Origin of the sequence: Catellatospora sp. TT07R-123 (assembly GCF_018327705.1) — a bacterium.
Lineage (GTDB): Bacteria > Actinomycetota > Actinomycetes > Mycobacteriales > Micromonosporaceae > Catellatospora.
The window spans coordinates 4488434-4502793 of sequence record NZ_BNEM01000001.1 but is presented as its reverse complement, the minus strand read 5'-3'; the positions used below and the strand labels follow the sequence as shown (position 1 = coordinate 4502793).

The 14360-nt window shown below is 72.0% G+C and carries 13 protein-coding genes; 12 read left to right on the top strand and 1 reads right to left on the bottom strand.

Translation table 11 applies throughout. The annotated features are described in order from the left end of the window. Positions 1 to 50 precede the first annotated feature (50 nt). The 6 genes from Cs7R123_RS19510 (at position 51) to Cs7R123_RS19485 (ending at position 7960) form a co-directional block, all read left to right on the top strand. The gene (locus Cs7R123_RS19510) at positions 51 to 2189 is read left to right on the top strand and encodes a (Fe-S)-binding protein (RefSeq protein ID WP_212828428.1); all 2139 of its coding nucleotides are present in this window, start codon (positions 51 to 53) and stop codon (positions 2187 to 2189) included. A gap of 215 nt (positions 2190 to 2404) precedes the next feature. Then, on the top strand, positions 2405 to 3694 hold the full coding sequence (locus Cs7R123_RS19505) for a hemolysin family protein (protein WP_244872028.1): 1290 nt from the start codon (positions 2405 to 2407) through the stop codon (positions 3692 to 3694). Then, positions 3691 to 4704, top strand: a complete 1014-nt coding sequence (locus tag Cs7R123_RS19500; RefSeq protein ID WP_212828426.1) for a hemolysin family protein — start codon at positions 3691 to 3693, stop codon at positions 4702 to 4704. The genes Cs7R123_RS19505 and Cs7R123_RS19500 overlap by 4 nt, the downstream gene beginning before the upstream one ends. A gap of 198 nt (positions 4705 to 4902) precedes the next feature. Then, on the top strand, positions 4903 to 5934 hold the full coding sequence (locus tag Cs7R123_RS19495) for an NlpC/P60 family protein (protein ID WP_212828425.1): 1032 nt from the start codon (positions 4903 to 4905) through the stop codon (positions 5932 to 5934). Between the two features lie 133 nt (positions 5935 to 6067). Continuing rightward, positions 6068 to 6877 (top strand): laminin G domain-containing protein, encoded by an 810-nt coding sequence (locus tag Cs7R123_RS19490; RefSeq protein WP_212828424.1) that lies wholly within the window; start codon positions 6068 to 6070, stop codon positions 6875 to 6877. A 102-nt stretch (positions 6878 to 6979) separates the two neighbouring features. Beyond that, entirely contained in the window at positions 6980 to 7960 is a 981-nt protein-coding gene (locus Cs7R123_RS19485; protein WP_212828422.1) for a C40 family peptidase, read from the top strand. Between the two features lie 193 nt (positions 7961 to 8153). Here the strand turns inward: Cs7R123_RS19485 and Cs7R123_RS19480 are convergent, their stop codons facing one another. Continuing rightward, positions 8154 to 8831 (bottom strand): NUDIX domain-containing protein, encoded by a 678-nt coding sequence (locus tag Cs7R123_RS19480; protein WP_212828420.1) that lies wholly within the window; start codon positions 8829 to 8831, stop codon positions 8154 to 8156. A gap of 92 nt (positions 8832 to 8923) precedes the next feature. Here Cs7R123_RS19480 and Cs7R123_RS19475 point away from each other — a divergent pair, with 92 nt between their 5' ends. The 6 genes from Cs7R123_RS19475 to Cs7R123_RS19450 all read left to right on the top strand — a co-directional run bounded on the left by Cs7R123_RS19475 (position 8924) and on the right by Cs7R123_RS19450 (position 14304). Further along, positions 8924 to 9961 (top strand): SPFH domain-containing protein, encoded by a 1038-nt coding sequence (locus Cs7R123_RS19475; protein WP_212828418.1) that lies wholly within the window; start codon positions 8924 to 8926, stop codon positions 9959 to 9961. After that, positions 9958 to 10908, top strand: a complete 951-nt coding sequence (locus Cs7R123_RS19470; protein ID WP_212828416.1) for an NAD(+)/NADH kinase — start codon at positions 9958 to 9960, stop codon at positions 10906 to 10908. The genes Cs7R123_RS19475 and Cs7R123_RS19470 overlap by 4 nt, the downstream gene beginning before the upstream one ends. A 52-nt stretch (positions 10909 to 10960) precedes the next feature. Continuing rightward, the gene (locus Cs7R123_RS19465) at positions 10961 to 11590 is read left to right on the top strand and encodes a TetR/AcrR family transcriptional regulator (protein ID WP_212828415.1); all 630 of its coding nucleotides are present in this window, start codon (positions 10961 to 10963) and stop codon (positions 11588 to 11590) included. 10 nt (positions 11591 to 11600) lie between these two features. Further along, entirely contained in the window at positions 11601 to 12038 is a 438-nt protein-coding gene (locus Cs7R123_RS19460; protein WP_212828414.1) for a thioesterase family protein, read from the top strand. A gap of 150 nt (positions 12039 to 12188) precedes the next feature. Continuing rightward, positions 12189 to 13196 carry a polysaccharide deacetylase family protein gene (locus Cs7R123_RS19455; protein ID WP_244871919.1) on the top strand — a complete coding sequence of 336 codons (1008 nt, stop codon included), beginning with the start codon at positions 12189 to 12191 and terminating at the stop codon, positions 13194 to 13196. Between the two features lie 64 nt (positions 13197 to 13260). After that, positions 13261 to 14304: a DUF3592 domain-containing protein gene (locus tag Cs7R123_RS19450; RefSeq protein WP_212828413.1), complete on the top strand. Its 1044-nt coding sequence runs from the start codon at positions 13261 to 13263 to the stop codon at positions 14302 to 14304. Positions 14305 to 14360 lie beyond the last annotated feature (56 nt).

Here is a 14360-nt window from a genome sequence, read left to right as displayed (position 1 = left end):
AGACGTGTGCGTTAGACAGGGCTGATACCGGGGCGCAGGGAGGCGTGGGTATGGGCGTGGTGCAGATCGTCGCTACGGCATTGGCGTTCGCGGTGACCGCGGTCGCGGTCGTACTGGTCGTGCGTGCGGTGCGGCAGATCCTGGCGGTGATCCGGCTGGGCCAGCCCGACCCGACGCGGTCGAACGCCCGCGGGCAGCGGACCGTGACGATGCTGCGGGAGACCTTCGGTCACACGAAGATGCTGACCTGGTCGGTGGTCGGCGCGGCCCACTGGGTCGTGATGATCAGCTTCATCCTGCTGTCGTCGCTCGTGGCGGGCGCCTACTTCGAGGTCATCAACCCCGAGTGGGAGCTGCCGATCCTCGGCAACTGGGCGCCGTTCCTGTTCGTGACCGAGTGGCTGGGCATCATCGGCATCATCTCGATCCTGGTCCTGATCGGGATCCGCCTGCGCAACCTGCCCACCCGCAAGTCCCGCTCGCGGTTCGCCGGCTCCACGATGTGGCAGGCCTACTTCGTCGAGTACGTGATCCTCGCCGTCCTGATCCTCGGCTTCCTGATCCGCGGCTTCAAGGTCGCCAACGGCTGGTTCCACGCCCCGGTCTGGGCGACCCCGCTGTCACACGCCCTGGGCGAGCTCCTGCCCGCCTGGCCGAACGGCATCACGATCACCGCGCTGATCAAGATCGGTGTCTCGATGGCGTGGGCCATCACCATCGGCCTCAACGTCACCATGGGCGTGGCCTGGCACCGCTTCCTCGCGTTCTTCAACATCTTCTTCAAGCGCAACGCCGACGGCGCCCCCGCGCTGGGCGCGCTCAAGCCGATGACCTCGGCCGGCAAGCCGATCGACCTGGAAGAAGCCGACCCGGAGACCGACACCTTCGGCGTCTCGCAGGTCGAGCACTTCGGCTGGAAGGGCCTGCTGGACTTCTCGACCTGCACCGAGTGCGGGCGCTGCCAGTCGCAGTGCCCGGCCTGGAACACCGGCAAGCCGCTGTCGCCGAAGCTGATCGTCCTGAGCCTGCGCGACCACGCCTACGCCAAGGCGCCGTACCTGCTCGCCGGCGGCGGCAAGGACCTGTCCGGGGACGAGAAGGGCACCGCCGAGCAGCTGTCGAAGGTCAACGTCCTGGCCCTGGCCGAGGCGGAGCGGCCGCTGATCGGCGGGGCGGAGGCGCTCGGCGTCATCGACCCCGACGCGCTGTGGGCGTGCACGACCTGCGGGGCGTGCGTGGAGCAGTGCCCGGTCGACATCGAGCACGTCGACCACATCGTCGACATGCGCCGCTACCAGGTCATGATCGAGTCGTCGTTCCCGGCCGAGGCCGGGGCGATGCTGCGCAACCTGGAGAACAAGGGCAACCCGTGGGGCGCACCCCCGAACACCCGCGAGGACTGGACCAAGGGCCTGGACTTCGCCGTGCCCCGCGTCGGCGAGGCCGAGTCGTTCGAGTACCTGTTCTGGGTCGGCTGCGCCGGCGCGTTCGAGGACAAGGCCAAGAAGACCACCCGCGCCGTCGCGACGCTGCTCAACGAGGCCGGGGTGTCGTTCGCGATCCTGGGCAACAACGAGACCTGCACCGGCGACCCCGCCCGCCGTATCGGCAACGAGTTCGTCTACCAGATGCTCGCCCAGCAGAACGTCGAGACGATCAAAGAATCAGGCGCGCTGAAGATCGTCGCGACGTGCCCCCACTGCTTCAACACCATCGGCAACGAGTACTCCGAGCTGGGCCTGGACGTCGAGGTCGTACACCACACCGAGCTCCTGGCGCACCTGGTCAAGACCGGCAAGCTGACCCCGGTGACGCCGGTCGAGGGCGGCCTGACCTACCACGACCCGTGCTACCTCGGCCGCCACAACCGGGTCTTCACCCCGCCGCGCGAGGTCCTCGGCGCCGCCCTGGGCGGCTCGGCCGCCCCGGCGATCCTGGAGATGGGCCGCCGCGAGGAGCGCTCGTTCTGCTGCGGCGCCGGCGGCGCCCGCATGTGGATGGAGGAGCGCATCGGCAAGCGCATCAACGTCGAGCGCACCGAGGAGGCACTCGCCACCGGCGCCAAGACCATCGCCGTGGGCTGCCCCTTCTGCTCCACCATGATCACCGACGGCGTCCGCTCCAAGGGCGACGAGAGCGTCGAGGTCATCGACGTGGCCACCGTCCTCCTCAAATCCGTCAAGGGCTGACCCGCCCACCCCTCAAGATCGGCCAAGTTGCCGGGCAATCGTGCGTATCTTGGACCGCCAAGTGCCCGATTGCCCGGCAACTTTGCTGAGCAAGGGGTGGCCGGGCAGGGGCGGTCAGTGGCCTGGCTCGCATGGTCCGGGTTTGGGGGTGGGGCGAGGACGTCTGGCAGAATCGGCCGCGAGGTGATCTCGCCATCGACGCGCTGTTGACGATCCTGCCCCTACTGCTGTTCGTGCTGCTGACCGTCGGCAACGCGTTCTTCGTCGCTGCCGAGTTCGCGCTCGTCACCGTCGACCGCGCCGACATCGACATCCGCGCCGACCGCGGCGACCGCGCCGCCCGTACGGTCCGGCGCGCACTGCGGGAGCTGTCGTTCCAGCTGTCCGGCGCCCAGCTCGGCATCACGCTGACCGCACTGCTCACCGGTTACCTGGCCGAGCCCGCGCTGTCGAAGCTGCTGGACCCGCTGAAGCTGTCGGCGGGCTGGACCCACGCCATCGCGCTGGGCATCGCCACCCTGTTCTCGATGCTCTTCGGCGAGCTGGTGCCCAAGAACGCGGCGCTGTCGCGGCCGATGCCGCTGGCACTGCGTACGGCGGGACCGATGCGGGTCTTCTCGCGGGTCCTCAAGCCGCTGATCGTGGCGCTGAACGGCTCGGCGAACTGGCTGGTCCGGCGGATGGGCATCGAGCCGCAGGAGGAGCTGGCCAGCGCCCGGTCGCCGGAGGAGCTGGGCCTGCTCGCCGCGATCTCGGCGCAGGCGGGCGCGCTGCCGGGGGACACCGCGCTGCTGCTCCAGCGTACGGTCCGGTTCGGCGACAAGCACGCGGCCGAGGCGATGACGCCGCGCATCGACGTGGTCGGGCTGTCGGCGTCGGCCAGCGTCGCCGAGCTGTTCGACGTGGTGCGCGAGACCGGCCACAGCCGCTTCCCCGTGTACGAGCAGACCCTGGACACCCTCACCGGTGTCGTGTCCGTCAACGACGCGCTGGCGGTGCCGCTGCACCGCCGGGACGCGACCACGGTCGCCTCGGTGGCCCGCGAGCCCGTGCTGGTGCCCGGCTCGCTGGACCTGGACAAGGTGCTGGCCGCCCTGCGCGCGGGCCGGGCCGACATGGCCATCGTCGTCGACGAGTACGGCGGCACCGACGGCGTGGTCACCATCGAGGACCTGGTCGAGGAGCTGGTCGGGGAGATCGCCGACGAGCATGACACCGCCGAGGAGGAGGAGTCGGGCTCGGTGGAGGTGACCGTGCCCGGCGGCGTACGGACCTGGCTGGTGGACGGCATGCTGCGCGAGGACGAGCTCGACGAGCAGACCGGCTTCCGCCTGCCCGAGGGGCCGTACGAGACGCTCGGCGGCTTCCTGATGGCCAAGCTGGGCCGCATCCCCTCGGTCGGCGACTTCGTCGAGGCGCACGGCTGGGAGTTCACCGTGGTGGAGATGGACCGGCACCGGGTCGAGCTGGTGCGCCTGGTGCAGGTGGCGGGGGACGACGAGTGAACAACGTCCTGATCACGATCGCGCTGCTGCTGGGCAACGCGTTCTTCGTCGGCGCGGAGTTCGCGCTGATCGCCTCCCGCCGTACCGTCATCGAGCCGAAGGCGCAGACCTCGCGCCCGGCGGCGTGGGCGCTGTCGGCGATGAACCAGATCCCGCTGATGATCGCGGGCGCCCAGCTCGGCATCACCATCTGCTCGCTGGCGCTGGGCGCGATCGCCGAGCCCGCCCTGGCACATGTGCTCTCGACGCCGCTGGAAGCGCTGAACGTGCCGCCGAACCTGCTGCACCCGGTCGCGTTCGTGACCGGCCTGCTGATCGTGGTCTTCCTGCACACCGTGATCGGCGAGATGGTCCCGAAGAACATCACGCTGGCCGGGCCGGAGGCGAGCGTGCTGTGGCTCGGCCCGCCGATGCTGGTGTTCTGCCTGGCCACCAAGCCGCTGCTGCTGGCGATGAAGTGGGCGGCGCGGCAGGTGCTGCGGCTGTGGCGGATCCCGGCGGCGGACGCGGTCAAGACGGTGTTCACCGCCGAGGAACTGGCCGGGCTGGTGGCCCAGGCGCGCACCGAGGGGCTGCTCGATCCGGAGCAGCACGCGCGGATCGCGGGCGCGCTGGCGCTGCACCAGCGCACCGCCGCCGACGCGCTGCGGCCGTGGTCGTCGGTGACCATCGTGACCGACGACACGTCCCCGGCGACGCTGGAGGTGCTGGCCACCCGGACCGGGCGGTCGCGGTTCCCGGTGGTCGCCCGGGGAACCCGCCGGGTGCTGGGGTTCGTGCACGTCAAGGACATCATCGGACTGGACGGCGCGGCCCGGCGGGCCGCGATCCCGGCCGGGCTGGTGCGCCCGCTGGCAGTGGTGCCGCCGGAGCGCTCACTGGCCGAGCTGCTGCTCGCGATGCGCCGCGAGCGGCGGCACATCGTGCTGGTCAGCGACGGTCCGGTGCCGGTCGGCGTGGTGACGCTGGACGACGTCCTGACCGCGATCATGGCGCCATCGGCAGTGTGATCAGGACTGACGCTGCGTGACATCGGTGCAGCTCAGCGAAGTTGTCTCGCCAGCGGCTTGAAACCGGCTCACCTTGTTTCCTAGGGTTGGTGACCGACTGCCGCGTACGCCTGGTTGTTACCCCCTGCAACCCCGCGGCGGTCACTGCGGCCGGGTCTTCCCTAACCTCCGGCCGCGGTCGGCGGCAAAGGAGATCAGGTGTCCCCCCTCCGTACCGCGCGCAGACGTCCGCGACGGCTGCTCCTGCTCGCGACGGCGCTGGCCGCCAGCCTGCTGGCCGGACTGTTCGCGCCCGCGGCAGCGCACGCCGAGCCCTCGCTCGCCGAGATCGAGGCTGAGATCGCCAAGCAGTGGAACCAGCTCGAACCGGTCATCGAGGACTACAACAAGGCGCACGGCGACCTGCTCAAGTCCAAGAAGAAGGCCGCCGCGATCGACGCGAAGCTGCAGCCGCTGCGACTCACCGTCGAGGTGACCCGGACCCGGGTCGGCGCGATCGCCGCCGAGTACTACAAGGGCGGCCGCAACCAGGAGATCAACTCGCTGCTGTCCAGCGGTTCGCCCAAGCAGTTCGCCGAGCAGCTGGCGATCCTGGAGTACCTGGCGCACTCGAAGCAGGAGCAGATCGCCGCGACGACCGAGGCGAAGGCGCTGTACGACAAGCAGAAGTCCGAGCTTGACGCGATCATCGCGGATCAGGTGAAGAAGGACGCCGAGGTCGGGGCCAAGAAGAAGGCCATCGAGGCCGAGGTGGACCGCCTCCAGGCGCTCCGGGTCAAGGCGTACGGCAGCGGCGCCCCCGGCGGCAGCTACAAGATCGGCTCGCTCTGCCCGGCCACCGCGATCGGCGGCAACGGCCAGAAGGTGGCCGTGGCCGCCTGCAAGCAGATCAGCAAGAGCTACGTCTTCGGCTCCCCGGAGGAGCTGTCGAAGTCGCCGCAGCCGCACTACGACTGCTCCGGCCTGACCCAGTGGGCCTGGTACCAGGTGGGCATCAGGCTCAGCCACTACACCAAGGACCAGTGGACCGAGGGCAAGCGGGTCAGCACCCCGCAGACCGGCGACCTCGTCTTCTTCTTCCCGAACGACGGCCTGCACCACGTCGGGCTGTACGTCGGGAAGGTCAACGGGCGCGGAGTGATGGTGCACGCGCCGCACACCGGTGACGTGGTGCGCATGGCGTACATCGACACGATGCCCATCGCGGGCTACATCAGGCCGGGCGGCTGACCTCTATCCGACACCGCATCGCCGATCGCCGGGCCCTGAGGGCCCGGCGATCGGCGTTTTCGCCCGTGCGGACGCCCGGACACCACCGTCGGCGGGTGCCTCGGTCCGGCCGCGCTGTGGTAGACCTGTCCGAATGCGGCGGATCAAGTGGTGGCAGGTAGTACTCGTACTGGTGCTGGCCGGTGCCGGCGGTGCGCTCGCCGTGCTGGCGACCCGGTCGGCGGACGAGCCGGAGGCGACCGCCCCGACACCGTCGGCGGGCGCGCCCCGCCCGTCCGGTTCGGCCGCACCGTCGACCCCGCCGCGCACCGGCACCGGCATCCGCCTCGACTTCGACGGCGGCCTGGAGCGCGGCGGCGACGGTCTCGCGCTCACGCAGAAGGCGCAGCTCGGCGGCGAGCTGACCTTCGTCGCGCACGACAGCGGCCTCGCGGTGCGCTTCCCGGACTCGTGCCACGCCGCGTCCGAGGACACCTGCCCCCGGGCCATCCTGGAGGTGGCCGACAGCGCCGGGCTCAACCCGGGCCTGCGGCCGCTGCACTGGGGCGCGGCGGTGTTCCTGACGGCGGGGGAGACGAGCAAGGGCTCCAACGTGGTCCAGAAGGGCTACTCGATGACCGGCACCCAGTTCAAGCTCCAGGTCGACGGGTATGAGGGCAAGCCCAGCTGCGTCGTGTCCGGCCCGGTCGACGGCAAGAACCACATCTTCGTGGCGCTGGCGGACCGGGGTGTCGCCGACGGCGGCTGGCACCGCGTCGAGTGCTCCCGCAACGGCGCCAAGCTGCTCGTCCTGGTGGACGGCAAGCCCTCGGGCGAGACCGACCTCCCGGCCGACCTGGCCATCGACAACGAGGCCCCGGTGCGGATCGGCGGCAAGGGCGCCGCCACCAACAACGATCAATTCCACGGCATGATCGACGACGTCTTCGTCGACATCGAGTAGGCCGCCGCACACGCAGTGCCATTGATCAAGGCCGAAGTTGCGAAACGGTAACGGTGGTGCCTAACGTGGATCCTCGTGTGTAGCCATAACAGGCCCCAGGAGTTGGGGCTCAGCAGTGGACCACGTACCCCCCGCCTCCTCGCGGCGCTGGCCGTGGCCGCCGCCGCCCTGATGCTCAGCCCCGCCGCGGCGCACGCCGCGCCCTCGCCGGCGGAGATCGAGAAGCAGATCGACGCGCAGTGGAACAGGCTCGAACCGATAGTCGAGGAGCACAACGCCACCAAGATCAAGCTGGCCCGGCAGCAGGGCAGGGCGCGGGAACTGAGCTCGCAGCTCGCCCCGCTGGAGATGCAGGTGCAGCTGACCCGCACCCGGATCGGCACCTTCGCCGACCACCTCTACCGGGGCGGCGAGCTGGCCCAGGTGAACCTGTTCCTGTCCCGCGGCGACAGCCGGGAGACGGCCCGGCGGCTCATCATGGTCGGGCAGCTCGCGCGGGAGAAGCAGTCCCGCATCGCCGACGTGCTCGCCGCCACGGCGGAGCTGCACAAGGTGAAGGACCCGCTCGACGCGCTGGTCGCGCAACTGGGCAAGCTCGAAGCCGAGCAGGCGGCCCGCGCGAAGACCATCGAGACCGAGATCGACAAGCTGAACCGGCTGCGGTTGCAGGCGTACTCCAGCGGCAGCGGGCTGGGCGAGCTGCGGCCCGCGCCGTGCCCGGCGGCGTACCCGGGCGGCGCTGCGGCGAAGGCCGCGCAGTTCGCCTGCCGCCAGATCGGCAAGAGCTACGTCTGGGGCTCGGCCGGGCCGAACACCTTCGACTGCTCGGGTCTGACGATGGCGGCCTGGGACAGCGTCGGGGTGTCGCTGCCGCACAACGCCAAGTCGCAGCGCGCGAAGATCAAGTCAGTCAGCCGGGCGGACCTGCGCCCCGGTGACCTGGTCTTCTACTACAGCGACCTGCACCATGTCGGCATGTACGTCGGCGGCGGCTGGATCGTCCACGCCTCCCGCCCCGGCAAGCCGATCGCCATGCGCAGGATGGACGACGGCAACATCCACAGCTTCGGCCGCCCGGCCTGACCGGACCCGGAGCACCCGCAGGGTCGCCACCCTTCTCCGCACCTGCGCCGCGGGCCTCCTTCCAGGGCTCGCGGCGCCACAAGATCCGTGCACTTTCGGGGAAACTGCACGAATCTTGGCCGCGATTCCAGCAGTTTCCCCGAAACTGCACGCACCAGGGCGCGTCTCACGCGTGCGGCCCGGCCCGGCCCGGTCAGGTGGTGGGGCGGAGCATCGGCGGGTGGAGGAGTTGCGCCGCGCCGCGGCGGAAGAGCTGGGCCGGGCGGCCCCGTTCGGCGGTGACCGAGCGGCCGACGGGTTCCACGAAGCCGGGGGTGCTGGTCACCTTGCGGTGGAAGTTGCGCGGGTCGAGCCTGGCTCCCCAGACGGCTTCGTACACCTCGCGCAGGTCGGAGATGGTGAACTCGGGCGGGCAGAACGCGGCGGCCAGCGGGGTGTACTCCAGCTTCGCCCGAGCCCGCTCCACCCCGTCGGCCAGGATCCGGGCGTGGTCGAACGCCAGCTCGCCCACGGGCAGCGCGGCCCAGTCGGCGCCCGCCGCGTCGCCGCCCGCGACCGGGGCGGGCAGGTCGGGCACCAGCGCCAGGTACGCCACCGTCACCACCCGGCCGCGCGGATCGCGGCCGGGCGCGCCGTAGCTGGCCAGCTGCTCCAGGTGCCCGGTCGGCGCGGTCAGCCCGGTCTCCTCGACCAGCTCGCGCCGGGCGGCGGTGTCGAGGTCCTCGCCGTCCCGCATGAAGCCGCCGGGCAGCGCCCACGCCCCGAGGTGCGGTTCCACCCCGCGCCGGATCAGCAGCACCTTCAGCGCGTTGTCGCGCACCGTCAGCACGACCAGGTCAGCCGTGACGTAGAACACCGGATAGTCGGCCATTTGATTTATCACCACCTTGACGAGAATCTAGCACGGCGCTTATCGTCATGGTGACGAAAAAGGGACCTGGGTTCACCCGAGAGGAACTCACCATGGCCGACGTGTCGAAGCGGTTCTTCCTGCGCCACCTGCGCAGCAATCCGACCAGCTGGGTGCGGCACAGCGTGCGCGGCCGGGCCAAGCGGGAGGGCGTCGGGCTGGCATTCTGGTACCGGCCGCTCACCGCGGTGCTCAGCGAGGTGCCGGTCGACGACCGCGAGCTGCCGCTGCTGTTCCACGCCCGCACCAGCGACTTCACCGACGTCACCGTGCAGGCCACGGTGACCTACCGGGTGGCGGAGCCGGCCGTCGCCGTCGCCCGGCTCGACTTCTCGATCGACCCGCAGCAGGGCACCAGCCGCGGCCGCCCGCTGGAGCAGATCGCGACCCTGCTCGCCGAGCTGGCCCAGCAGCCCGCCCTGGACCTGCTCACCCGGCTGCCGCTGGCCGAGGCGCTGACCGAGGTCGCCTCGGTCCGCGAGGCGGTGTCGGCGGCGCTGAGCACCGAGCCGCGCCTGGCCGACCTGGGCGTCCAGGTGGTCAGCGCCCGGGTGGTCGCCATCCGCCCCGAGCCGGAGCTGGAGCGGGCCCTGCAGACGCCGACCCGGGAGGCGGTGCAGGTCGAGGCGGACCGGGCCACCTTCGCCCGCCGGGCGCAGGCCGTCGAGCAAGAGCGCGGAATCGCGGAAAACGAGCTCAAGAACAAGATCGAGCTGGCCCGGCGCGAGCAGCAGCTGGTCGAGCAGCACGGCGCCAACGCCCGCCGCCGGGCCGAACTGGACGCCGCGGCGCAGCTCGCCGACGCACAGGGCCGCGCCGAGCGCGACCGGCTGCTGAGCGCGGCCGAGGCGGAGAAGGAGCAGGCCCTCGCCGAGGCCAGGGCGGCGGGCGTACGGGCCCTCGGCATCGCCCAGGGCGAGGCGGAGGCGGCCAAGCTCGCGGCATACCGGGACCTGCCGGCCGAGGTGCTCCGGGGCCTGGCCCTGCGCGAGCTCGCCGGGCAGCTGCCGGAGATCGGGCAGCTCACCGTCACGCCCGACGTCATCACCGGCCTGCTGGCCCGCTTCGGTGCGGGCGGCGGCGACCGATGAGCGCGACGCTCGCCACCCGGGCGGTCGTGGTGTCCCGCCGCAGCGAGCTGTCCGAGCTGCTGGGACGCCACGGCACCCGGGCCGCCGCGGAGTACTTCCTCAGGCAACGGGGGAGGGAGATCTCCGAGGTGGAGGAGCGTCATACGGCGCAGCAGGCGGCGCTGGCAGTGGTCAGCGCCGCCCTGCCCGCCGACTGGCGCCGCGGCCAGGTCGACCGCGACGACCTGGCCAGGTTCCTGTTCGCGCCGGAGGACGTCGTGATCACGGTCGGCCAGGACGGGTTGGTCGCCAACGTGGCCAAGTACCTGGACGGGCAGCCGGTGGTCGGGGTCAACCCCGAACCTCGGCGCTTCCCGGGGGTGCTGGCCCGGTTCTCGGCGCAGCAGGCGGCGGTGCTGCTGCGCGACGTGCCCGCCGGGCGGTGCGAGACGCACCGGCGGGCCATGGTGGTGGCCACCCTCGACGACGGCCAGCAGCTGGCCGGGCTGAACGAGGTGTACGTCGGTCACCAGTCGCACCAGTCGTCGCGATACCTGCTGACCGCGCCGGACGGGCGGCGCGAGCGGCACTCGTCATCGGGTGTCCTGGTCGGCACGGGCACCGGGGCCACCGGGTGGTGCGCCTCGGTCGCCCTGGAACGCGGCATGAGCCAGGAACTGCCCGGACCGGACGCCCACGACCTGTGCTGGTTCGTCCGCGAGGCCTGGCCGTCCCAGGCGACCGGCGTGCAGTGCACGGCGGGCCGGATCGCCCCGGGCCAGCAGCTATCGCTGACCAGCGAGAGCGAGCGCCTGGTCGTCTTCGCCGACGGTGTCGAGCTGGACCACCTGGTGCTCGCCTGGGGGCAGCGGGTCGACATCGGGCCCTCGCCCCGCCAGCTGCACCTGGTCACCGGGCATCCCGCGATTTCCGGGAAAGCGCCGGCCGGCGGCCGCCGGAAGGCGTGAGTTCCCTCACGAGTCAACGAACGACCGATCGGTCGTTTTGTATGGTGGCCGCATGACCGAGACGGACGGGCGGCTGGCCCGCGGCGAGCGCACCCGCACCGCGGTGCTCGACGCCGCCGTGGCACTGGCCAGCGAGGCCGGGCTGAACGGGCTGTCGCTCGGCCAGCTCGCCGAGCGGCTGCACGTCAGCAAGTCCGGCCTGTTCGCGCACTGGGCCTCCAAGGAGGAGCTCCAGCTCGCCGCGATCGAGCACGCCCGGGAGCAGTGGCGCCGCCTGATCGTGCTGCCCGCCCTGGCCCAGCCCCGGGGCATCCGCCGCCTGTTCGCCCTGCACGAGGCCCGGCTCGCCTTCTACGCCGCGCGCACCCTGCCCGGCGGCTGCTTCTTCGCCAACGCCGAGTTCGAGTGCACCGGACGCACCGGCGCCGTCCCCGACCGCCTCGCCACCGTGCTCAGCGAGTGGATCGAGCTGGTGGAGCGCCTGGTCGCCGAGGCCGTCGAGCTGGGCGAACTGCCGCCGGCCGTGGACGTGCGGCGGCTGGCGTTCGAGGTCGACGCCGCCGGGGTCGCCGCCCTGCTGCACTCCCGGCTGCTCGCCCGCAGCACCGACGACGCCCGCCTGGCCGTGCTCGGCCGCCTGCGCGAACTGACCACCGACCCCGACCTGCTGCCGCCGATCTGAGAGGCCCTGAATGACCACCGCACTGCTCGACCTGTCCGCGGGCACCGTCCGTACCGCGATGATCCACATTGACGACCTGGACATCGTCGGCATCATGCACAACGCGCGGTACGCCCTGGTGCTGGAGCGGGCCATGTCGGAGTTCTGGGCCGAGCACGGCTACGGCTTCCACGACGGCCGGCCCAGCAGCCCCGACATGATCGCTGCGGTGCGCGAGTTCACCATCACGTACCACGCGCCGATCCGGGGCACCGGCCCCGTGGCGGTGCAGTTCTGGCTGGACAGCATGGGCGAGACCAGCGCCGTGTACGGCTTCCGCTTCCGGTCCGCCGACGGCGCCACCGTGTACGCCGACGGCCGCCGCGTCATGGTCAAGATGGACGCCAAGGGCCGCCCGTCGGCCTGGACCCCCGAGGCCCGCACCATCGCCGCCGCCCTCATGCGCTGATCCCTCGCGCAGCCACCTGCCGCGTCGGGTGACGGCAGTTTCGGGGAAACTGTCCCTTCGGGCGGACGGATTCCCGCACTTTCCCGGAAAGTGCAGCCTCGCCAGGCCGCGCAGGCGGCGGCGGGGCCGCGGTCCTGGGAGGATGGAGCCGTGGGCAGGCCCGTCGGAAGGCTGGTGGCGGCCGTCGCGGTGGCGGCGCTGACCGCGTGCCAGTTCGAGCCGGGCCCGCAGGCGACCGGATGGTCCGCCGCCGCCGCGGCGACCGCCACAGCCACAGCCACCGCCGCCGCGACCGCCACCGCCGCGACGGCCACCGCCGCCACCGCCGCGACGGCCACCGCCGCCGCCACCGCCGCTCCGAGCCGGGCCGCCGCCGCAGATGTGGCACCCGTCGCGATCCGCTCGTCGTCGCCGAGCCGCACCGCCACCCCCGCGCCCGCCCCGGGCTCGACGCCGAAGGCGCTGCCGGGGCAGACCCGGGCCGGGCTGGTGCCGCCGGTCGTCGACCGGGGCAGCCCCCGGCGGGCGCGGGTCGCGCTCACGTTCGACGCCGACATGTCCGACCTCATGCTGCGGCAGCTCGCCGAGGGCGAGGCGCACTCGTACGCCAATCTGAAGATCATTGAGCTGCTGGAACGCCGGCACGTGCCCGCGACCTTCTTCCTCACCGGCATGTGGGTGCAGCACTACCCCCAGGTGACGGCGCGGCTGGCCGCCAACCCGCGGTTCGAGCTGGCCAACCACACCTTCAGGCACGACGCGTTCACCGCCGACTGCTACGGCCTGCCGCGGATCGCGCCCGGCGCGATGACCGCCGACGTGGCGAAGACCTTCGAGATCATCTCCGGGTACGGCGGCCGCCAGACCCGCTACTTCCGCTTCCCGGGGCTGTGCCACGATCGGGCCGCTCTTCGCGCGATGGCGCCGCTCGGCCTGACCGTGATCGACGGCGACGTGGTCAGCGGCGACCCGTTCGCCACCGACTGGCGCCCGATCGTCGCCGCGGTGAAGAAGAAGGTCCGGCCCGGTTCGATCGTGATCATGCATGTCACCGAGGACAACGCCCGCTTCACCGATGAGGCCCTGCCGTACATCCTGGACCTGCTGCGCGAGCGCCACCTCGAACCCGTCACCCTCTCTGAGCTGCTCGGTCGCTGAATTTGCCGCCGCTCGCTAGGGTGGGCGCCACGATCAAGCAGCCGGTGGAACTGGGGAGGTCCGCGTGGCAGAGGCGACGCCGTACCCGAGGGCGTGGACGCGGCGCGCGACCGGCATCGGGCTGGCGGCGGCGCTGGTGTTCGGGCTCGCCGCGCTGGTCACGTACCTGTGCGGGCGGGCCGACGTCGAGCGCCTGGTCACCCACGGGGCCCCGGCCGACGCCGCCGTCGTCGCGGTGCGCCACCACAACCGGATCGACACCACCGTGGTCCGGTACGACTACGGCGGCCGGACCTACACGGCCGAGCTCACCGGCGCCTTCGGCACCGGGCTGGCGGTCGGCGACCACCCGACGGTCTACCTCGACCCGGCGCATCCGGGCACCGTGGCGACGGCCGACGGGCTGGCCAGCCGGGCCGGGCACTGGCTGCCGCCGGTGCTCGCGACGATCGCCGGGATCACCGCGTTCCTGGCCATCGGCGGCCGGATCGTCACGGTGCGCCGCCGCCGCTGGAACGAGGCGCGCCTGGACGACATGCCCGAGCCGGAGGTCCAGGGGCGGCGCAGCCGCGGCGTGGTGCGGCGGCGGGACGGGTTCGCCTCGGTGATGGTCGCCGTCATCGCGGTGGCGGTCCCGATCGCGGCCGTGGTCGACCCGCCGGAGACCGTCGCGGTGGTGGCGGGGCTGCTCATCCCCGTGGCCATCGCGTTCTACCTGCTCGGACTCGCTGTGAAGATCGTCATCACGCCGCGGCGGCTCAGCCTGCACACCGCGTTCCGGGTCTACCACGTGCCCCGGCACCTGATCGGCGGCGTCGACCTCGCCGACGACGACCACGTGCGGGTCCGGGTCGCCGGGTACCGGCATCTGGCCGTGCCGATGGGGGTCAGCGCCGTCTGGGACGTGCCGATCGACCGGCTCAACCGGCGCCCGGCCCAGCTGCGCGCGGCCGCGAAGATCCTCGGGCTGCTCGCCGCCGTCCCCGCCGAGCGCACCCTCGGCGACGTACGCACCCGGCCCCGGTTCTTCACCATCGTGCTCGGGCTGCTCGCGGGCGGCACCTTCGCCGTCGTGGTCGCGTCCGTCCTCGGCGCCGGCCGCGTCTGAGCTCAGCCGCCGAGGAAGTAGCCGCACAGGCCCGGCACCAGCAGCACCGTCTCGCC